Annotated in this window: 22 protein-coding genes and 1 tRNA gene; 17 read left to right on the top strand and 6 right to left on the bottom strand. The window is 73.0% G+C overall.

Annotated elements, in window-relative coordinates:
• Positions 1–25 precede the first annotated feature (25 nt).
• The 7 genes from Cs7R123_RS38390 (at position 26) to Cs7R123_RS38360 (ending at position 5,563) form a co-directional block, all read left to right on the top strand.
• The gene (locus Cs7R123_RS38390; RefSeq protein ID WP_374707081.1) at positions 26–730 is read left to right on the top strand and encodes a DUF6758 family protein; all 705 of its coding nucleotides are present in this window, start codon (positions 26–28) and stop codon (positions 728–730) included.
• Between the two features lie 160 nt (positions 731–890).
• On the top strand, positions 891–1,049 hold the full coding sequence (locus tag Cs7R123_RS38385; RefSeq protein ID WP_166388569.1) for a hypothetical protein: 159 nt from the start codon (positions 891–893) through the stop codon (positions 1,047–1,049).
• Positions 1,050–1,053: 4 nt separating this feature from the next.
• Entirely contained in the window at positions 1,054–1,914 is an 861-nt protein-coding gene (locus Cs7R123_RS38380) for a PH domain-containing protein (protein ID WP_212833984.1), read from the top strand.
• A gap of 225 nt (positions 1,915–2,139) precedes the next feature.
• Positions 2,140–2,856, top strand: coding sequence for a SigE family RNA polymerase sigma factor (locus Cs7R123_RS38375; RefSeq protein WP_374707080.1), 717 nt, complete (start codon positions 2,140–2,142; stop codon positions 2,854–2,856).
• A gap of 5 nt (positions 2,857–2,861) precedes the next feature.
• Positions 2,862–4,061, top strand: a complete 1,200-nt coding sequence (locus Cs7R123_RS38370) for a hypothetical protein (RefSeq protein ID WP_212833983.1) — start codon at positions 2,862–2,864, stop codon at positions 4,059–4,061.
• 1 nt (position 4,062) lies between these two features.
• Entirely contained in the window at positions 4,063–4,917 is an 855-nt protein-coding gene (locus Cs7R123_RS38365) for a PHP domain-containing protein (protein ID WP_212833982.1), read from the top strand.
• Between the two features lie 31 nt (positions 4,918–4,948).
• A complete protein-coding gene (locus tag Cs7R123_RS38360; RefSeq protein WP_212833981.1) occupies positions 4,949–5,563 on the top strand; it encodes a MarC family protein in 615 nt (204 codons plus the stop codon).
• A 7-nt stretch (positions 5,564–5,570) separates the two neighbouring features.
• On the opposite strand, the gene Cs7R123_RS38355 is transcribed toward Cs7R123_RS38360, so the two are convergent.
• Positions 5,571–5,801 (bottom strand): DUF6191 domain-containing protein, encoded by a 231-nt coding sequence (locus Cs7R123_RS38355; protein WP_212833980.1) that lies wholly within the window; start codon positions 5,799–5,801, stop codon positions 5,571–5,573.
• Positions 5,802–5,952: 151 nt separating this feature from the next.
• Here Cs7R123_RS38355 and Cs7R123_RS38350 point away from each other — a divergent pair, with 151 nt between their 5' ends.
• Positions 5,953–6,816: a PD-(D/E)XK nuclease family protein gene (locus Cs7R123_RS38350; protein WP_212835067.1), complete on the top strand. Its 864-nt coding sequence runs from the start codon at positions 5,953–5,955 to the stop codon at positions 6,814–6,816.
• Here the strand turns inward: Cs7R123_RS38350 and Cs7R123_RS38345 are convergent.
• On the bottom strand, positions 6,768–7,211 hold the full coding sequence (locus Cs7R123_RS38345; RefSeq protein ID WP_280517366.1) for a Fur family transcriptional regulator: 444 nt from the start codon (positions 7,209–7,211) through the stop codon (positions 6,768–6,770). The genes Cs7R123_RS38350 and Cs7R123_RS38345 overlap by 49 nt on opposite strands.
• 148 nt (positions 7,212–7,359) lie before the next feature.
• On the opposite strand from Cs7R123_RS38345, the gene Cs7R123_RS38340 reads away from it, so the two are divergent.
• Positions 7,360–7,845 carry a hypothetical protein gene (locus Cs7R123_RS38340; RefSeq protein WP_212833977.1) on the top strand — a complete coding sequence of 162 codons (486 nt, stop codon included), beginning with the start codon at positions 7,360–7,362 and terminating at the stop codon, positions 7,843–7,845.
• Position 7,846: 1 nt separating this feature from the next.
• Here Cs7R123_RS38340 and Cs7R123_RS38335 read toward each other — a convergent pair whose 3' ends face one another.
• The gene (locus Cs7R123_RS38335; protein ID WP_212833975.1) at positions 7,847–8,128 is read right to left on the bottom strand and encodes a translation initiation factor 2; all 282 of its coding nucleotides are present in this window, start codon (positions 8,126–8,128) and stop codon (positions 7,847–7,849) included.
• 59 nt (positions 8,129–8,187) lie between these two features.
• Between Cs7R123_RS38335 and Cs7R123_RS38330 the strand changes: the two genes are divergently transcribed.
• On the top strand, positions 8,188–8,361 hold the full coding sequence (locus tag Cs7R123_RS38330; protein ID WP_212833973.1) for a hypothetical protein: 174 nt from the start codon (positions 8,188–8,190) through the stop codon (positions 8,359–8,361).
• A gap of 84 nt (positions 8,362–8,445) precedes the next feature.
• On the opposite strand, the gene Cs7R123_RS38325 is transcribed toward Cs7R123_RS38330, so the two are convergent.
• Complete coding sequence (locus Cs7R123_RS38325; protein ID WP_244872408.1) at positions 8,446–8,781, bottom strand: FmdB family zinc ribbon protein; 336 nt, start codon at positions 8,779–8,781, stop codon at positions 8,446–8,448.
• Positions 8,782–8,853: 72 nt separating this feature from the next.
• Entirely contained in the window at positions 8,854–9,513 is a 660-nt protein-coding gene (locus Cs7R123_RS38320; RefSeq protein WP_212833971.1) for a 5-formyltetrahydrofolate cyclo-ligase, read from the bottom strand.
• A 79-nt stretch (positions 9,514–9,592) separates the two neighbouring features.
• Here Cs7R123_RS38320 and Cs7R123_RS40955 point away from each other — a divergent pair, with 79 nt between their 5' ends.
• From Cs7R123_RS40955 to Cs7R123_RS38285, 7 genes are all read left to right on the top strand, one after another.
• Positions 9,593–12,166, top strand: a complete 2,574-nt coding sequence (locus Cs7R123_RS40955; RefSeq protein ID WP_280517352.1) for a diguanylate cyclase — start codon at positions 9,593–9,595, stop codon at positions 12,164–12,166.
• A 9-nt stretch (positions 12,167–12,175) separates the two neighbouring features.
• Positions 12,176–13,138, top strand: a complete 963-nt coding sequence (locus tag Cs7R123_RS38310) for a UTP--glucose-1-phosphate uridylyltransferase (RefSeq protein WP_212833968.1) — start codon at positions 12,176–12,178, stop codon at positions 13,136–13,138.
• A 1-nt stretch (position 13,139) separates the two neighbouring features.
• Positions 13,140–14,435, top strand: coding sequence for a gephyrin-like molybdotransferase Glp (gene glp / locus Cs7R123_RS38305; RefSeq protein WP_212833966.1), 1,296 nt, complete (start codon positions 13,140–13,142; stop codon positions 14,433–14,435).
• Positions 14,432–15,052 (top strand): GNAT family N-acetyltransferase, encoded by a 621-nt coding sequence (locus Cs7R123_RS38300; RefSeq protein WP_212833964.1) that lies wholly within the window; start codon positions 14,432–14,434, stop codon positions 15,050–15,052. The genes glp and Cs7R123_RS38300 overlap by 4 nt, the downstream gene beginning before the upstream one ends.
• A gap of 119 nt (positions 15,053–15,171) precedes the next feature.
• Positions 15,172–15,957 carry a hypothetical protein gene (locus Cs7R123_RS38295; RefSeq protein WP_212833961.1) on the top strand — a complete coding sequence of 262 codons (786 nt, stop codon included), beginning with the start codon at positions 15,172–15,174 and terminating at the stop codon, positions 15,955–15,957.
• 209 nt (positions 15,958–16,166) lie between these two features.
• A tRNA-Ala gene (locus Cs7R123_RS38290) sits at positions 16,167–16,240 on the top strand.
• Between the two features lie 283 nt (positions 16,241–16,523).
• On the top strand, positions 16,524–17,195 hold the full coding sequence (locus Cs7R123_RS38285) for a G5 domain-containing protein (protein ID WP_212833959.1): 672 nt from the start codon (positions 16,524–16,526) through the stop codon (positions 17,193–17,195).
• A gap of 172 nt (positions 17,196–17,367) precedes the next feature.
• Here Cs7R123_RS38285 and Cs7R123_RS38280 read toward each other — a convergent pair whose 3' ends face one another.
• Positions 17,368–18,936: a dolichyl-phosphate-mannose--protein mannosyltransferase gene (locus tag Cs7R123_RS38280; protein ID WP_244872407.1), complete on the bottom strand. Its 1,569-nt coding sequence runs from the start codon at positions 18,934–18,936 to the stop codon at positions 17,368–17,370.
• Positions 18,937–19,015: the final 79 nt, after the last annotated feature.

Below are 19,015 nucleotides of genomic sequence, written 5' to 3'. Positions count from 1 at the left end.
TGCCGGGAGAAACGCCGAGCTGATCATGGCGAGTTGCTTGACGTGCGCTGATCCTCGGGCGGACAGTGGGCTCATGGGTCTCGCGGTGTCATGTCCGCGGTGCGGCGGAGCGGTGCGGCCGCCGGGTCTGGCCCACTCCGGTTGGCTGTGTGACCGGGATGGGCAGGTTCCGCCGCTGTACACCGCGGCGCACGTCAATCACGAGGTCTTCGCCGCCACCACCGAGCGCGCCGCCGTCTCCGGCATGCCGCTCTGGTGCATGTGGCCGCTGCCGACCGGGTGGACCGTCACGGGTGTCGGCTGGGCCGGCGACGAGCGCACCGGCGTGGTCGCCACAGTGCTGGCGTGCAGCGGGCCGACCCCGTTCAGCGACGGCCCGGCCGATGTGGTGCTGGTGTCGGAGGACCCGGGCGTCGGCCTGGGCGCCCGGTACGCCGGCATCCCCGGGCCCGATCCCGGCCCGGAGCTGACCCACCCCCCGGCCGACCACGGCTCCCATGCCAAGGTCAAGGTTGCCGGGCACCCCACTCCTTTGTGGGCGGTAGGTGCTCCCGACGATCGCAGCGCGTACGTGGGCGAGGCCCGCGGCCGCTGGCTCTACGCCGTCACCTGGCCCGCACAGGCGGGCTACCTGCTGACCGAGGACGTCGTCCTGCACGATCTGGCGGACTGGCTCCCGGCCGAGCTGGTGTACGGCGCGCTCTCTCCGCGCCTGGTCGGCGCCCGCTGAGTCAGCTTTCGTACTTTCCTGTTCGGACGCTGCTACATGGCAGCCCAGGATGTGCCTTAATGATTCTCGGCAGGCACCGTTACTGATACGCTGAGTCTCGCCGCGGCCACAGATATGTCGTGTGGACACGGGAGTGGGCGAGGCGGAGGGGAAGAGCGACGTGATCAAGAAGATCCTTACCTGGGGCGGCATCGCCTTTCTGATCTTCTTCGTGGCGTTCCGGCCTGATTCTGCGGCGAACGTCGTGAAGACGCTGGGCGGCACCGTGATGGACATCGCCCAGGGCTTCGGCGACTTCTTCGGCAGCCTGGTCGCCTGACCCGATGATCGGCGGGCTGGGGCCGGAGGAGCCGAGCGACGAGCCGGGTGCGGACCACGACGGTCCGGATTGGCCCGGCCGACGCGAGCGTGACACGGAGTCGATTCCGCGTACGCGCGCCGAGGCCCATGCCGAGGAATATCCGCACTTCGCCGGTCGGGCCACCGTCGGGGCGGCCGCAGGCGGCATCGGTGGGGCAGGTGCCCCTCCCGGTGAGACGCAGCCGCCGCCCGCTGACGGCATCCCGCACTTCTCCGAGGAGGAGCTGGCCGGGCTGCGGTTCGACGCCACCGGTGTGCCGATCGGGCCGCGCCGTGTGCTCCCGCTCGAAGACGAGCCCAGCACCATGGTCGCCCGGTATCTGTTCCCGACCGAGCGCTACCGCGGCGAGTGGAAGCGGCACTGGGTCCACCTGACCAACCCGATCCTGATCGGGGTGCTGGCCACGTTCGCGCTGGGCTACCTGTCGGGCTTCCTGGTCAAGGCGACCGGCGCGGGTGTCGGGGTCCTCGCGGTGGTGATCTGGGCGCTGGTCATGGGCTGGGTCACCTTCAACGTGCTGGACTGGTACTTCGACCGGTTCATCCTCACCAACAAGCGGCTGATGCTGGTCCAGGGGCTGATCACGCGCAAGGTCGCGATGATGCCGCTGGCCAAGGTCACCGACATGAAGTACGAGCAGTCCCCGCTGGGACGCATGCTCAACTACGGCACCTTCGTGCTGGAGTCGGCCGGTCAGGACCAGGCGTTGAGCAAGGTCGACCACATGCCGAACCCGAACGAGCTCTACCTGCGCATCGTCGAGGAGATGTACGAGCCGGCCGCGGTCGAGGCGCGTCTGGGCCGCGAGGCCGAAGAGGAATAGACGCCTGAGCAGCTTCCTAGGTTCCGCCGGTTAGGTGACTAGGAAAATGTCCTGCCAGACCTAGATCCGGTAGCGCTGATATGCAAGTGTGTGCGGTGAGGTACGCGCATACGTGGTATCCATCACCGCGGGACTCGGCGGCGGACCTCTCCACGGGGTGAGGGCGCGCTCGGCGCGCCCTGGTCGGGCGTGCTTCGGGGCGCGTCCGCGATGGGAGGTGCGTCGGTGGGTCACCCTTCCGCGATGGAGGAGGAGTTCCGCGACTTCGTCACCGCACGGTCGGCCGCGCTGCTGCGCACCGCCTACCTGCTCGCCGGTGACTGGTCGACGGCGGAAGACCTGCTCCAGACGGCGCTGACCAAGACCTACCTCGCCTGGAAGCGGCTGGGCCAGATCGAGGCCGTCGAGCCGTACGCCCGGCGGGTGCTGGTCAACACCGCGACGAGCTGGTGGCGTCGGCGCTGGCACGGCGAGCGCCCCACCGAGTTCCTGCCCGAACGGGCCGCCCCCGACAACCTCGAAGAGCAGCTTGACCGCGACGTGTTGTGGAAACATGTCAAAGCTCTGCCCGCACGACAACGCGCCGTGCTGGTCCTGCGTTTCTACGAGGACATGTCCGAGGCGCAGACGGCCGCGATGCTTCAGATCTCTCCAGGAACCGTGAAAAGCCAGACCTCACGGGCACTGGGGACGCTGCGGCAGAAGCTGGCTGCCGAGGGCGTCACCGGCAGGCTGCCTTCCGTGACGGAGGCGGCGCCGCGGGTGACCGCCCGACCGGTGCTGGACATGGTCGTTCCGGAGGTGGTGCCGGGCCTGCTCGCGGGCGGCACCGCCGACGCGGCGGCCGTGCCCGTGCCCGCGCAGCCGGTTCCGGCCGTACCGGCGCCTCGGAGGGAAGCAGCAGGACCGGCACCCGTGCCGGCCGGCCGATCCGGGCGGTGACCACCATGCTTGAGGACGAGCTGCGCGAGATGTTCGCGGCTCGCGTGCAGACCCCTCCTGCCTCCGTCGACCCTGCCGGCGGCGCGCTGCGCCATGCCCGCCGGAGCGACCGGCGGCGCCGGGGCGTCGCCGCCGGCGCGACGCTGAGCGCGTTCGCCGCGGTCGTCGGCGGCGCGCTCTACCTACAGGGCATGGGGGGTACGGCGCAGCCGGCCGACCCCAACCGCCTCTCCTTCCAGAACCTGTTCGGCACCGGCCCCGCCGCGGCCACCACGGCCGCGGTCCAGGCCAAGACGCCGCAGAGCCCGCAACTGGTCGACCTGCTGGTCGGCGCGCAGGTGTGGACGAAGGACGGCCGCAAGGTCAATCTGGAGGGCGGCGGCCGGATCGGCCAGATCGCGCGGGTGCCGGACGGCTGGGTGTACTCCGAGGGCAGCACGGTCCGGGTGCAGAGCGACAACGGCTACAGCAGCGTGGCCGCACCCGTGGTGAGCAGCTGGGCGGTCAGCTCGGACGGCTCGCGCATCGCCACGGTCACGCAGGAGCAGCTCACCGTCACCAAGGTCAACGAACCCGGCCAGGGCGTGCCGCTGGCCTCGACCACCGTGCCGGAGGGCGCCCATCCGGTCACGTTCGCCGGGGACGGGGTCGTGCTGACCCGCGACGGCGCGTACGACTACTGGAGCGCGGGCCCCGAACGGTACAGCGAGACCTGGCACAAGACCCTGGTCGCGGTATACGCCAGCGCCGCCGACGGCAAGGCGGTGGGTGTGGTGCGCGACCGCACGACGTACTGCCTCGCCGACGTCACCCCGACCAAGACCGGCCTCAAGCTCGGCCAGATCCTGGGCTGCGAGGACTGGCTCGCCGTCGGCCTGGGCCAGTCCGGCGTGATGTCGCCCGACGGGCAGTGGCTGGCCATCACCGCCGACGAGAAGGTCCGCATCGTCGACCTCCAGCGCACCCGGGCCGCCGCCGCGGTGCGCATCAACGAGAGCAACTCGCTGGTCGTCACGTCGGTGTGCGGGGCGCGCGAGAAGACCCCGACGGTGTGGACGGCCGACAGCGTGCAGGCCGTCGCCGAGACGCCGCAGGGCGGCCTGATCGCGTGCCGCCACGACGGCGGACAGCTGGCGGTCGAGATGCCCGACGGCGTCACCCCGGACTGGAGCCTGGTCCCCGAGTACGGCACCGCCAACGGCTGACATGATCGATCTGCACCTGCACTCCACCGCCAGCGACGGCACCACCCCGCCCGCCGAGCTGGTGCGCGAGGCCGCCGCGGCGGGGCTGACCGTCGCGGCGCTGACCGACCACGACACCACGGGCGGCTGGGCCGCCGCGGCCGCCGCGCTGCCCGCCGGGCTCACCCTCATCCGGGGCGCGGAGCTGAGCTGCCGCTGGCACGGGCCGGACGAGTCCATCGCGCTGCACCTGCTGGCGTACCTGTTCGACCCGGCGCAGCCGGAGCTCGCCGCCGCGCTGGCGCGGGTCCGCCAATCGCGGCTGGGCCGCGCCGAGCGCATGGTCGACCTGATGCGCGCCGACGGCATCCCCGTGGACTGGGACGACGTGCTGGCCCACGCCGCCGGGGGCACCGTCGGGCGGCCGCACCTGGCCGCCGCGCTCATCCGGGCCGGGCTCGTCACCGACACCCAGGAGGCGTTCGGGCCGCAGTGGCTGGGGCGCCGCTACCGCCTGCCAAAGGCAGACCTGGACGTGTTCGAGGCGCTGTCCCTGGTCCGGGCCGCCGGGGGCGTCACCGTGTTCGCCCACCCGCGCGCCTCCGTACGCGGAAAGGTCGTGCCCGACCACCTCTTCGCGGAGCTGGCCGCCGCCGGGCTGCACGGGCTGGAGGCCGACCACCACGACCACAGCCCCGCCGAACGCGCCGAGGTGCGCCGCCACGCCGCCGAGCTGGGCCTGTTCACCACCGGCAGCTCCGACTACCACGGCACGCACAAGAAGGTCCGCATCGGCGAGTACACGACCGCCCCGGAGTCGCTGGAACGCCTCCTGTCCGCGGCGACCGGCGTCACCCCGATCACGGGAGTCGGCTGACCCGGAGCCCGCGCCGTGCTATGCATCCGGTGTGGATGGGAAGTTCTTCGGCGAAGTGTTCGTGACCCTGCTCGTCATCACCGACCCTCCGGGAATGGTGCCGATCTTCCTCGCGCTGACCGGTGCGCTGCCGGCCCGGGAGCGCCACCGCGCCGCCTGGCAGGCCGTCGCGCTGGCCCTCGGGGTGATCGCGGTGTTCGCCGTCGCCGGGCAGACGATCCTGGACTACCTGCACATCGAGCTGCCCGCCCTCCAGGGCGCGGGCGGCCTGCTGCTGGTGCTGGTCGCCCTGGAGCTGCTGACCGGCAAGGCCGACGACCCCGACCACCAGGCGACCTCGAACATCGCACTGGTGCCGCTGGGCACGCCGCTGCTGGCCGGGCCGGGTGCCATCGTCGCGACGATGCTGTTCGTCCGCCGGGCCGACGCGCCAGCGGACTACGTGGCGATCGCGCTGGGCATCCTGGCGGTGATGGTCGCGGTGTGGCTGGTGCTGCGCTATTCCGGGTTCATCGTGAAGGTGCTGCGGCCGGGCGGCATCGAGGTGCTGACGCGGATCGCGGGCCTGCTGCTCGCGGCCATCGCGGTGCAGCTGATGGCGGACTCGATCGGCGCGTTCGTGGAGATGTACACCACCGCCCACTGACCGGTGGTCAGGCAGGTCCCGGGGCCGGGGGCGCGGTGCGGATGACGGCGACGCCGCGGTCGAGGTCGATGCCGGCGCCGGTGGACACGTCCACGCGCTTCTGCCTCATCTCCTCGACGTGCTCGGTCTGCTTGTGCTTGGTGGGCCGGAACAGGCCGTCGATCTCGGCGAGCCCGGCGGAGACCATCGCCGTCGCGGCGACGCTGTCGCCGCCGCGCAGCCACTTGAGCAGTCCCACGTCGTGCCTTCCTGCCGGTCGAACGGGGGTCGGGCGGCACGGCCGCCGGGTCGCCTGGCCAGTGTCGCACTGATTTGGCAACATCTGCCAGGTGAGCCGAACGCCCAGTCCCCGCCGCGGCCGGGACGTCCCCGAACAGCTCGGCTTCGACATGATGCCCGAGCGCCTGTTCGTCTGCACCCCGAGCAAGCTCTCGTCGTACGAGGACTGCCCCCGCCGCTACCGCTACACCTACCTGGACCGGCCCTCGCCGCAGAAGGGCCCGGCCTGGGCCCACAACTCGCTGGGCGCCAGCGTGCACACCGCGCTGAAGAACTGGTGGGACCTGCCGCCGCAGCGCCGCGTGCCGGGCTCCCTGCCGACGCTGCTGCGCGCGACCTGGGTCCGCGACGGCTACCGCGACGAGGAGCAGGAGCGGGCGGTGTTCCAGCGGGCCCTGCGCTGGCTGGAGGCGTACGTCGCCGAGCTGCCCGCCGACTTCGAGCCGCTGGCCGTGGAGCGCACCGTCGCCGCCAAGACGGCCGTGCTGGCGCTGAGCGGCCGCACCGACCGCATCGACCAGCGGGGCGGCGAGCTGGTGATCGTCGACTACAAGACCGGCCGCACCGGCCTGGACGGCGACGACGCCCGCGGTTCGCTGGCGCTCGCGCTGTACGCGTACGCCGCCGCCCGGGTGTTCCGCAAGCCGTGCCACACCGTCGAGCTGCACCACCTGCCGACCGGCACCGTGGTGTCGCACGAGCACACCGAGGAGTCGCTGCAACGGCACGTGAACCGGGCCGAGGCGACGGCGCGCGACATCGTGGCGGCCGAGCAGGCGCTGGCGGGCGGCACGGCGCCGGACGAGGCGTTCCCGACCCGACCGGGCCGGCTGTGCGGCTGGTGCGACTTCCGGCGGGTGTGCCCGGCGGGCGCCGAGGTCCCGGCCCGGGAGCCGTGGTCGGCGGTCGAGTCAGCGGCGCAGGGTCAGTCCTCGGCGGAGAGTGTGGCGCAGGCCGGGCACAGGCCCCAGTAGGTGACCTCGGCCTCGTCGACGGCGAAGCCGTGGGTCATGTTCGGGTCCAGGCAGGGGGCCGCGCCGGTGGCGCAGTCGACGTCGGCGATCAGCCCGCAGCCGCGGCACACGATGTGGTGGTGGTTGTCGCCGCTGCGCGCCTCGTAGCGGGCCGGGGAGCCGGCCGGTTCGATCCGGCGGGCCAGCCCGGCGCGGGCGAGGGCGCCGAGGACGTCGTACACGGCCTGGGTGGAGACGGAGTCGAGCCGCTCGCGCGCCTGGCGGGTGATCTCGTCGACCTCCAGGTGCCCGCCCTGGCTGAGGATGTCGAGCACGGCGAGGCGCGGCCGGGTGACCCGCAGTCCCCGTGCGCGCAGGCGAGCCTGGTGCTCCGTATCGCCGTACATGAACACCATTTCAGCAGTCAAGTTGGAGCAGCTCAAGAAGAGCGCGGAATTAGGTGGCCCGGGACACGTCGTTTTTCTCCTCTACCTCAGTGGCACCACCGGGTCTACGCTCAGCCTGAAACCATTGGCGAAGAGCTTTCGCGACCCAGGAGGCACGGTGTTCAACGAGCTGCTCGGCCTGCCCGCTCACCCGCTGCTCGTGCACGCGGCCGTGATCTTCGGGCCGCTGCTGGTGCTCTCGGTCGTGGTGTACTCGCTGGTCCCCCCGGCGCGGCGGTTCCTGGGCTGGACCGTGGTGGCGCTGGCGGTGGCCGCCCCGGCCGCCCTGTGGTTCGCCAAGCTGAGCGGCGAGGAGCTGCTCAAGACCCTGATCGCGAAGAACTACCCGCAGGAGATCATCTCCCAGGTGGGCACGCACGCGAAGTTCGGCGACGTGGCGGCCTGGACCGGCACCGCGCTCGGGGTGCTGTCGCTGTTCCTGGTGCTGATCTGCACCGCCGCGGGCAAGAAGCCGGCGACCCCGGCCTCGCGCAGCCTGACGTACGGCATCGTCGTGATCTCGCTGCTGGTGGCCGGTGCGACCGGCTACTACGTCTTCAAGACCGGCGACACCGGCGCGCACATCGTCTGGGGCAGCATCTGAGTCAGCCGCGCCACTGCGCGCACGCCACGATCAGCAACATGATCCCGGCCGCCAGCGCGACCGCGTAGGTGAACCGGTCGGCGCGCTGCTCGGCCCGGTCGATCGCGTCGTGGTCGAGCTCGGGCAGGCGGCGCGGCGGCTGGTGCGGCGGCGTCCAGCCGGGCTGCCAGTCCGGTGCGGCCGGGACGGTCTCGGGCGGGCCCGCGTAGTGCGGCGCGGCGGACTCGGCGCTGTTCGCCGCGTTCCCGGGCTCGGGGCGGCGCCAGTAGTCGTCGCCGCTCACGGCGCGTCCCCGCGGCAGCCCGGCAGGCCGGGCCGGACCGCTGGCTCTACGCTGCTGGGGTGAGCACTGACGCCTCCCATGGCAGCCGCGACGACGACCGCATCGTGGAACTCGACGACGAGGTCGCGGTGCTGCCGGAGCAGACGCGCGACGACACCGATCGGCACTGGGGCGAGCGGTCGTGGACCAACGACGACCGGCTGCTGGATGATCGTCCGCCGCATTGGGACTGATCAGCGGGCCGGGCACGAGAGTTCGGGCACGGCCGTACTATAGCCCAAAACGGGCATAAAGCTTGGTCGTGCCCGTTCGGTCGATCAGGCGGCGGAGCTGGTCGAGCTGCTGCTCGACGAGGTCGAGGCGGCCGGGGTCGACGACCCGGCGGAGCTGGCCGAGCCGCTCGACGAGGTCGAGGTCGAGGACGAGCTGCTGCCGGAGGCCGGGCTGCTGCCGGACCCGCCGCGCGAGTCGGTGCGGTAGAAGCCGGACCCCTTGAAGACCACGCCGACCGCGGAGAAGAGCTTGCGCAGCGTGCCCTCGCAGGTCGGGCACTGCGTCAGCGGTTCGTCCGCGAACGACTGCACGGCCTCCAGCTGGTGGCCGCACGCGGTGCAGGCGTACTGGTAGGTGGGCACGTTCCCCTCCATGATCATTTCTGGCACTCTGGTATACCGAGTGCCAATAGTGCCTGACGCGGCCGTGACCTGCCAAGTGTCTGTCGCCGATCACACGTCCGGCGGCGACCAGCCCGGCACCGGGCGCAGCCAGGCCGTCCGCACGGGCGTGACCACGACGTGCACCCGCTGGTCGTGCTCCTGCGCGGGGAGGCGGTCGCGCAGTTCGGTGTCGTACAGCAGAGCCGCGACCGGTGTGGCGAGGCTCACCCGTGCGAGGGCCCGGTCGTAGCTGCCGCCACCGCGGCCCAGCCGCACCCCGGACCGGTCCACCGCGACGGCGGGCACCAGCACCAGGTCGGCTCCGGCGATCGCGGCGCGGCCCTGGGCTGGTCCGACCGGCTCGCGCAGGCCGCGCGCCGCCTCGGCCAGCGACGCCGGGCCGGTGTACGCGGCCCAGTCCAGGTCCAGGTCGGGTTGCAGCACCGGCAGCAGCAACCGGGCCACGGCGGGCCGGGCGGCCAGCCGCTCGGGCAGGTCGGGGCCGCCGGGTTCGCGGCCGATCGGCACGTACGCGCAGACGGTCAGCCCGCGGCGCCCGGCCAGCAGCGCGCCGAGCCGGTCCAGCATCCCGGCCGCCGCCGCCTCGACCGCCGCGGCGGAAAGCTCGCGCCGGGCCGCGAGCACCTCCCGGCGTACGTCCTGCTTGGCCTGCGGTTGTCCGTCGGCTCCGGCCTGATGCCCGTCGGCGGGCGTGCCCGATATGCCCATAAAACCCTCATATACCCGCTAGCGTCGCATCCCCGTGGAGGCGTCCGGCGTTGACTCGGATGACTTCAAGGGGTGAAGTGTGACACTGCGCGCACGGCTCACGACCGCCTTCCTGGCCGTGGTCCTCAGTCCTGTCCTGCTCGGCGCCTTCTTCGTCGGCACGACCGTCAGCACCGTCTCCCATGAGCGGGCCGACGAGCGGCTGTCCGTCGCCGCGGGCGCCGTGCGCACCGCCGTCGGCTCGCTCTGCGGCCAGCTGCGCGCCGTCGCCGAGGCCGTCGCCGCGGCACCCGGCGACCGGCGCATGGCCGTCGCCGAGCACCTGGTCGGCACCGGCCTGGCCGCGGGCGTCCACATCGACGGCGGGACCAGCGGCGACACCACGCGCCAGGCGCCGCCCCCGCCCTGGGCCGACTGCGCCGGGCCGGATCCGCAGGTCCGCGCCGACCTCATCGGCGGCTACGAGGCCCTGTCGGCCCGCGTGCCGCTGCCCGGCAAGGACGGCGGCAGCGTCGCCGCGGCGGTCGCCGTCGACGCCGACCTGATCCAGCGCCTGGCCCAGGCCGGTGGCGCGCAGCTGACCCTGCTGCCCGGCTCCGGCCTGCCCGACGGCGCCCGCGGCACCGGCCCGGCCGCAGACCCGGCCGACCCCGGTGCCGCCGACGACGTCGCCGCCGAGGCTGAGGCCAAGCCCGACCCCGACGCCGCCGCACCGGCAGACGGCCAGCCGCAGGACGGCCAGCCGCAGGACGGCCAGCCGCAGGACGGCCAGCCGCAGGACGGCCAGCCGCAGGACGGCCAGCCGCAGGACGGCCAGCCCACGGCCGATGGGGCCGGGATCGACGGCCTGCCGACCGGAGCCGGTCCGCTGGCCGAGCCGGGCGACCAGACCAACCCGGGCAACCCCGGCGACGCGGCCGAGCAGCCGTCCGGGCAGCCGTCCGGGCAGGCCGGCGGCGCCGGGGACGCCCCGACCCCGGCGACGGACACCGCCGATCCTGCGGACACACCCGCGGACGCGACCGACACCGCCGACGACGGGCAGGTCGTCGCGCTGGACCCCGCGCCCCAGGAGACCGCCGCCGCGGCCGACGACGAGGCGCTGCACACGACCGTCGGCGACGCCGACGTGGCCGCGGTGACCGGGCTGGCCCGCGCGCTGGGCGACGGCGCCGTGGCCACCGCCCCCAACGGCCACCTCGTGTCCCGGCTCGGGCCGGTCGCGGGCGAGCCGCTGCCGCTGGCCGTCTCGCTGCCCGCCCGCCCGCCGACCGGCATGTACGTGCTGCTCATCGGCGTGGTGCTGCTGACCGCGGTGATGGCCGTGACCGTCGCCTGGTGGCTGGCGCGCACCGCGACCAGCCCGGTGGTCGAGCTGGCGGCCGCCGCCGACCGGGTCGCGGGCGGGGACCTGGAGGCCCGGGTGCCGGTACGCGGCGACGACGAGCTCGGGCGGCTGGCCATCGCGTTCAACCACATGACCCGCGAGCTCCAGACGTACGTGGCGGCGCTGACGGCCAGCCGCGACCAGCTGCGCGGGCACCTGGGCGTGCTCGGGGACACGCTGGCGGGCACGCACGACCTCGACCGGATCCTGCGGGTGATCCTGCAGACCGCCCGGCACGCCACCGGCGCCTCGGCGGGCGTGGTGCTGCTGGCCGACCCGGCGACCGGGGCGCTGATCGGGCAGTGCACCGAGGGCCTGGACGAGTCGTGGACCACCGGCGAGCGCGGGACGCTGCGGGTGCCGTACGGCTCGGGGCTCACCGGCGCGGTCGCCGCGACCGGCGTGCCCAGCCTCGGTCGGGTCGACCGTGACGGGCTGCTGCTGGACCCGGGCGAGCCGGCGTGCCGCACGTACATGGTGGTGCCGTTCTCGGCGCCGGGGCTGGCCGACGCGGGCTACCTGCCGCCGGGCGCGCTGCCCGGCGCGCGGGGCGTGCTGGCGCTCTACGACCGGCTGGGGCGCGACGAGTTCGACGACGCCGACCTGGTCACCCTGCGCACGTTCGCCGGGCAGGCCGCGGTGGCCGTCGACAACGTACGGGTGCACGAGGAGGCGCAGCGGCTGTCGGTCACCGACCCGCTGACCGGCCTGTTCAACTACCGCTCGCTGCGCGAGTCGCTGCGCCGCGAGTCCGAGCGGGCGGCCCGCTTCGGCCGCCGCCTGTGCGTGCTGGCGCTGGACCTCGACCGGTTCAAGGAGATCAACGACAGCTACGGCCACGCCGCCGGCGACGCCGTGCTGGCCGAGTTCGCCCAGCGCATCCGGTACGAGATCCGCGAGGTCGACGTGGCGTTCCGGCACGGCGGCGAGGAGTTCGTGGTGCTGCTGCCCGAGACCGACGAGGTCGGCGGCATCGCCGTGGCCGAGCGGCTGTGCGAGTCCGTCCGTCGGGAACCGATCGTGGTGCCGTCGCGCGACGGGGTCGAGGACCTGTTCGTGAACGTGACCGTCTCCATCGGTCTGGCGGTGCTGCCCGACCACGGCCAGAACGGCTCAGCGGTGCTCCAGGCGGCCGACGACGCCCTGTACGCGGCCAAGGGCGCCGGGCGTGACACGTTCCAGGTCGCGGTGGTCGGCAGCGTGCTGTGTCCAACTGGCGGCGCGTCGAGCAGCCCACAGGCCCCCAGGCAGGCTCGGGGCCGTTAGTCTCGCGACATGTCGGAGCACACCCCCAAGGCGCAGCCTACGCAAGCCACTGTCCGTGGACCGCGGGCCACCAAGGCGGTCATTCCCGCCGCGGGCCTGGCCACCCGGTTCCTACCTGCCACCAAGGCGGTGCCCAAGGAGCTGCTTCCGGTCGTGGACCGGCCCGTGCTGCAGTACATCGTGGAGGAGGCGTCGCGGTCCGGGATCAACGACGTCCTGCTCATCACGGGTCGCGGCAAGACCAGCATGGTCGACCACTTCGACCGCCAGCCATACCTGGAGGCGCGGCTGGAGGCCAAGGGCGACATGGAGCGCCTGGCCGCCGTACGCGGCACGTCCGAGCTCGCCGAGATCTACACCTGTCGCCAGGGCGAGCCGCTGGGCCTCGGGCACGCCGTCTCCTATGCCGAGTCGCACGTCGGCGACGCGCCGTTCGCGGTGCTGCTCGGTGACGAGTTCACCGCCGAGGACGACCCGCTGCTGCCGCAGATGCTCGACCTCCAGGCGCGCACCGGCGGCATCGTGCTCGCCTTCATCGAGGTCCCCGACGACGAGGTCAACCGCTACGGCATCGCCTCGGTGAGCCCGGCCGAGCCGGAGCTGGCCGACGTCGACAACGTGGTCCGGGTGACCGGGCTGGTCGAGAAGCCCGCCCGCGACCAGGCCCCGAGCAACCTCGCCGTGGTCGGCCGGTACGTGCTGCCGGGCACGATCTTCGACGCGATCCGCCGCACCAAGCCGGGCAGCGGCGGCGAGATCCAGCTGACCGACGCCATGGCGCTGATGCTGGCCGAGGGCACCCCGGTGCACGGCATCGTCTACCGCGGCATCCGCTACGACACCGGCATGCCGCTGGGCTACCTCCAGGCGGTCGTACAGCTCGCCAGCCAGCGCACCGACCTCGGCCCGGCCTTCAGGGAGTGGCTGAAGGCATTCGTCGCCGGTCTGGACGGGCCCGCGGGGGCTGCCTGACATGACCGCCACGGTCAGGTCCAGTCCGGACCACCTCGACCCGGTTCCTGAGGGTGAGCTGACGCCTCTCGCCGACTACCTGGGCAGCGTGCTGCGCAGGTTGCGGGCGTTGCCGGCGCTGGATCTGGACCTGACCCAGGCGCACGGCAACGTGCTGGCCGACAACATCACGGCCACGCACCCCTACCCGGCCTTCGACCACGCCGCGATCGACGGGTACGCGGCCCGCTCAGAGGACGTCGCGGGCGCCGCTCCCGGCCGCCCGGCCCGGCTCAACGTCGTCGGCGACCTGGCCGCCGCCAGCTGGCGCCCCGCCCGGCTCACGCCCGGGGCCTGCTTCTCCGTCGCGGCCGGGGCCGCGCTGCCGCAGGCCGCCGACGTGGTCGTGCCGGTGCGGTGGACCGACGAGGGCATGGCCGCCGTCGAGGTGCACCAGCCGGTCAAGCGCGGCTACGGCGTACGGCGGGCCGGGGAGATCGTGGCCGAGGGCGCCGTGCTGGCGCGCGCGGGCACCACGGTGACTCCCGCCCTGGTCGGGGCACTGGCCGCCAGCGGCATCGGCCACGTCGTGGTGCGGCCCAGCCCGCGGGTCGTGATCGTCTCCACCGGCGACGAGCTGGTCGAGGCGGGGCGGCTGTCGCAGCCCGGCCAGGTCGTCGACGTCAACTCGCACGCGCTCACCGCGGCCACCGCCGAAGCGGGCGCGCACGCGTACCGCGTCGGGATCTGCGACGACGACCCGGAGGCGCTGCGCGCGCTGCTGGAGGACCAGACCCTGCGCGCCGACCTGATCATCACCACCGGCGGCTCGGGCACCGGCCCCGGCGATATGGTCCGGCGCATCCTGTCGCGTCGCGACGGCAGCCGCGCGGGGATGGTCACCTTCACCGACGTGTCGCTTTACCCCTGCGGCACCCTCGGTTTCGGCACCGTCGGCGCCGCCGAGGAGGTGCCGATCGTGTGCCTGCCCGGCGACCCGGGTGCGGCGTTGATCGGCTTCGAGGTGCTCGCCCGCCCGGTGATCCAGGTGCTGGCCGGCGCCGAACCCGTCTTCCGCCCCTCGGTACGCGGCCACCTGCTGGAAACCGTCTCCTCACCGGGCGGGCTGCGCGAGTTCCGCCCCGCGCTGGTGGCCGAGCGCCGCGGCGGCGGATACACGGTGCAGCCGCTGGCGGGCGGCCCCCGTACGCTGGCGGGCATGGCTGAGGCGAATGGACTGCTTGTCCTCGGAGAACGGGTGACGACGGCGGCTGCGGGGTCCACTGTGGACGTCCTGCTGCTGGACCGGCGTCGATGAACATCGGGTTTCCCGCCGTCCTCAGTGAGGGCGACGTCGTGCTGCGCCCGTACCAGCGCCGGGACCTGCGGCAGTGGGTCGAGGTGCGGGCCTACAACGAGGGCTGGCTGCGCCAGTGGGAGGCGACCCCGCCCGCGACCTGGGCCGAGCTCAACTCTCCGGCGGCGTTCCGGCTGATCCGCCGGGCGATGAAGCGCGCCGCCAAGGAGGGCGAGTCGATGCCGTTCGCCATCTGCGTACGCGACGGCACCCGCGAGCGCTTCGTCGGGCACATCAACCTCGGCAGCATCGTGCGCCGCGCCTTCTCGTCGGCGTACTGCGGCTACTGGATCGACTCGCGGACGGCCGGGCGCGGCATCATGCCGACCGCGGTGGCGCTCGTCGTCGACCACGCGTTCGGCGCCGGACGGCTGCACCGGGTCGAGGTCAACATCCGCCCCGAGAACAAGCCCAGCCGCCGCGTGGTGGAGAAGCTCGGCTTTCGCGAAGAGGGCTACCACCCGCACTACATGTTCATCGACGGCGCTTGGCGTGATCACATCGGATATGCGCTGACCTGGGAAGACGTCGCCGCCGAGGGCGGACTGCTGGCCCGTTGGCGGCGGCTGCGCGGCTGATTTGCCCTCACCTTCGACCGGTGTGGCGTTGCGCAATCATGTGATCACGCCCGTAGGCTCGCCTGACTGAAGTCTTACGGTGGCCGATGCAAGGACGCCGTAACAAGATGACGGGAGGGGTGAGGGTGCCGACCTCGGTGCTCCTCGCCGTCCTCGCCGCTGCGGGCCTGCTCGCCCTGGCCCCGGCGCTGGTGCGCCGGTACGACGCCACCGAGCGGCTGGTGGCGGAGCGGGCGATCTCGACCGCGCGGGTGCTGTCGCGCCGGCGCCGCCGCCGCACTGTGCCGGGCCGACGCCCGGTCAACCCGCCGCGGGCGCTGACGGCCGTCCCCGTCTCCGCGCCGCCCGGCTCGGCCCCGGCCTCCTCCGCTCCCGGCAAGCGCAACCCGCTGCGCCTGGTCAGTGCCGGGGAACGGGCCAAGCGCCGCGCCCCGCGCCGCCGCCACCGGCCCGCCGTCTACCGGCGCCGCCGCCTGCTCGCCGGGCTTATCCTGCTCAACCTGGTCCAGCTCGCCGGGGTCGCCCTGGTCGGCCCGGGGTTCCTGATCAGCCTCGCGGTCACCGGTTCGCTCCTGCTGCTGTACGTGGCCCACCTGCGCGGGCAGGCGCTGCGTTCGGCCCGGCGCCGTCGCGCCGACGAACGGCAGGCCGCCTGGCTGGCCGAGCAGCAGGCCCAGGTGCGGCTGGCCCAGCACCGCCGCGCCGAGGCCCGGCGCGAGGCGGCCCGGCTGCTCCAGGAGGAGCTGCTGCGGGCGCAGTGCGCCCTGGCCGAGCTCCAGGCGCGGGCGGACTCGCTGGCCGCGGAGGAGGCGGCGGCCATCCCGGCGCCGCGGGTCGCCACCATCTCGTACGGCCGCCGCGCGGGCGTGCGCGGCCGCCCGTACCACGCCGGGCCGGCCGCCTGACCCGCCCCGCCCACTGGGTGGGCCGGGGGCGGCACGATCGCTGATTGCGGTCAGAAGATGGCTTTGGCGAGCAGTTCCTGACCCCGGACAGCGATCTCTGCCGCGGAGCGGTCCGGCTCGGGTACGTGATCGCCGACACGGCCGAATGCGATTAGCGCGCGTCGGTCAGACCTGCTAACCTTGGCCGGTCCGTTCAACCGGACGAACTCGGGGACGTGGCGCAGCCCGGTAGCGCACCTCGTTCGCATCGAGGGGGTCAGGGGTTCGAATCCCCTCGTCTCCACCCGAGAAACGGCCATCTTCCTTCTGGAAGGTGGCCGTTTCGCTGTCCGTGCCCCCGTTCGGGACGCCGACCGGCCTGCTGCGGCCCACCCGAAGCGGCCGCACCGCGACCTGATCGCCGCACGCCGTCGGCCGGGAGCCACCGTCACTCGATCGCGCAGGCCGGGCCTGAGCCCGGGTCGGCGGCACCGCGCGGCGGTCGGCTCCGGTTCGGGGACCGATCGGCACGACGAGTGACTCGATGGATACTGTCCGCAAAGGGCCGCCGTTCGGAGACTGTTGCGGTGACCTATTCATCCCAGCTTCCGCCCGCCGGGCGGCCCGCCAGGCGCGGCCAGAACACCGCGGCGTACGTCATCGGCGCGGTTGTCGGCGGCATGCTGCTCTGCGTCGGCGGCGTGGCCATGTTCGCCGGCCTCGGCTCCGTGATGTCCCCGCCCGCCGCGTCCCCGGCGGCCCACCCGGCCGCGATGGCGCGCTCCACCGCCACCCCGGGCGTCTCCCCGTCGGCGGCACCGGCTGCGGTCGCGTCGCCCACCCCCGCCGAGGAGACCAAGCTCGTCACGGCGACGCAGCCCATCCCGTACCAGGTGCAGCGGGTCAACGACTCGTCCCTGGCCAAGGGCACCACGAGGGTCAGGACCGCCGGGGTGAACGGCGTGAAGACGCTGACGTATCAGGTGACCCTGGTCGACGGGGTGGAGACCGGCCGCTCGCTGGTGAAGGAGGAGGTCACCAAGGCGCCGGTGACCAAGGTGATCCTCGTCGGGACCAAGCAGACGGCCCCGACCCGCAAGTGCGACCCGAACTACTCCGGCTGCGTGCCCATCGCCTCGGACGTCGACTGCGCCGGCGGCAGCGGCAACGGCCCCGCGTACGTCCAGGGCCCGGTCCGGGTCATCGGCCGCGACATCTACGGCCTCGACAACGACCACGACGGCATCGCCTGCGAGTAGCCCCCAGCCCAGCCCTGCCCCAAGATCAGCCGACTTGCCGGGCACTCGGGCGAATGACCCCCCAAGATACGCACGATTGCCCGGCAACTTGGCTGATCTTGGGGGGTAAACGGAAGGGCCGGGTGGGCGGGGTTTTCGAACCCCGTCCGCCCGGCCCTCTGGGTGTGTCCGGTCAGATCCAGAGGCTGCCGAGGAGCATGCGCTTGCTCCAGTCGGCGTACGGGATCGAGTCGCCGGCCAGCACCGGGTAGAAGTACGCGAACGCGATGACCACCAGCAGCACGAACGCCCCCGCGAAGATCGAGGCCATTAGCTGGCGATTCTCGTTCTGCGGCTTGCCCTTCGGTGAGGTGATCGCGCAGCCGATCACGAACACCAGGGCCAGGATCAGGAACGGCTCGGCCGGGGCGGCGTAGAAGTAGAACATCGTCCGGCCGGGGAAGAAGAACCACGGCACCAGGGCGGCGGCGCACATGGCCAGCACGGCCCCGGCCCGCCAGTCGCGGCGGGCGATGCCGAACCAGGTCGCGGCGATCAGCGCGGGCAGGAACGCCCACCACAGCGTCGGCGTACCCAGCAGCAGGACCTCGCGGGCGCACTGGCTCGCGCCGCACAGCGGGTCGCCGGACCAGTAGAACGCGACCGGGCGGCCCAGCAGCAGCCACTGGATCGGCGCCCAGTAGTTGGCCGACTGGTACGTGTGCTCCTGGGTGAGGCCCTGGTGGAAGTGGTAGGCCTCCTGGTGGTAGTGCCACAGGTTCATCAGCGCCCCGATGACCGGCGGCTCGCTCTGGCCGGTGTCGCGCAGCCAGTGGCGGTAGTAGCCGCCGTCGGTGAGCAGCCAGCCGCTCCAGGTCGACAGGTAGACGGCGAACACGATCGGCACGCAGGCGAGGATCCACAGGGCCTCGTCGAGGAACGCGTCGCGGATCGGGTGCTGGACCCCGGCGGCGCGGCGTACGCCGACCTCCCACCACATGATCAGGATGACGAAGACCGGGATGAACGCGAGCGCGCTCCACTTGACCGCCAGCGCGCAGGCCAGCAGCACGGCGGCGGCCAGGCGCCACCACGGCACGGCGAACGGCGGGCGGCTCGCGCGGCCGCGCCCGGCCGGGTCGCCGCCGGACTCGATGAACCGCATCCAGCGCCGCCGCCGGGCGTCGCGGTCGAGCACGATCGCGCCGAACGCGGCCAGGATGAAGAACATCAGGAACAGGTCGAGCAGCGCGGCGCGCGACAGGACGAAGTGCATGCCGTCGAACGTCATGAGGATGCCCGCGGCGCAGGCGAGCACGGTGGAGGCGAACAGCCGCTGCGCGATCCGGATGATCATCAGCACCGAGATGGTCCCGAAGATCACCGAGCTGATGCGCCAGCCCGCCTCGTCGTACTGGAAGCCCGGCAGGTGCTCACCCAGCCCGATGATCAGCTTGCCCAGCGGCGGGTGCACCACGTAGCCGGCGGAGTTGTTCTTCTCGTCCCACTCGAAGCCCTTCTCCCACAGCCAGTGGCCGTCGGTGGCGTAGTAGGTCTCGTCGAAGATCTTCCCGGGCGGGGACGCCAGGTGGTACACGCGCAGCAACCCGGCCACGAGCGCGATCGAGATCGCCGCCAGCCAGGCGTACGGGTCGAGGCGCCGGTCGATCGGGACGAGCCGACGCCGGATCGCAGCCACCACGTGCTGCGGCTGCGCCGGGGGAGTGGGCGCCTGCGGGGGCGCCGTCGCCGTCTGGGTCACGCCATGGATCGTAGGCTGAAAAGCTCGGAAACGGCTCACCCCGTTCACGGGTTGGCATCGGCGGAATTCGCGAAGGTGG

Origin of the sequence: Catellatospora sp. TT07R-123 (assembly GCF_018327705.1) — a bacterium.
In the GTDB taxonomy this organism is placed as follows: Bacteria; Actinomycetota; Actinomycetes; order Mycobacteriales; family Micromonosporaceae; genus Catellatospora.
This window is presented reverse-complemented; position numbering and strand designations above follow the sequence as displayed.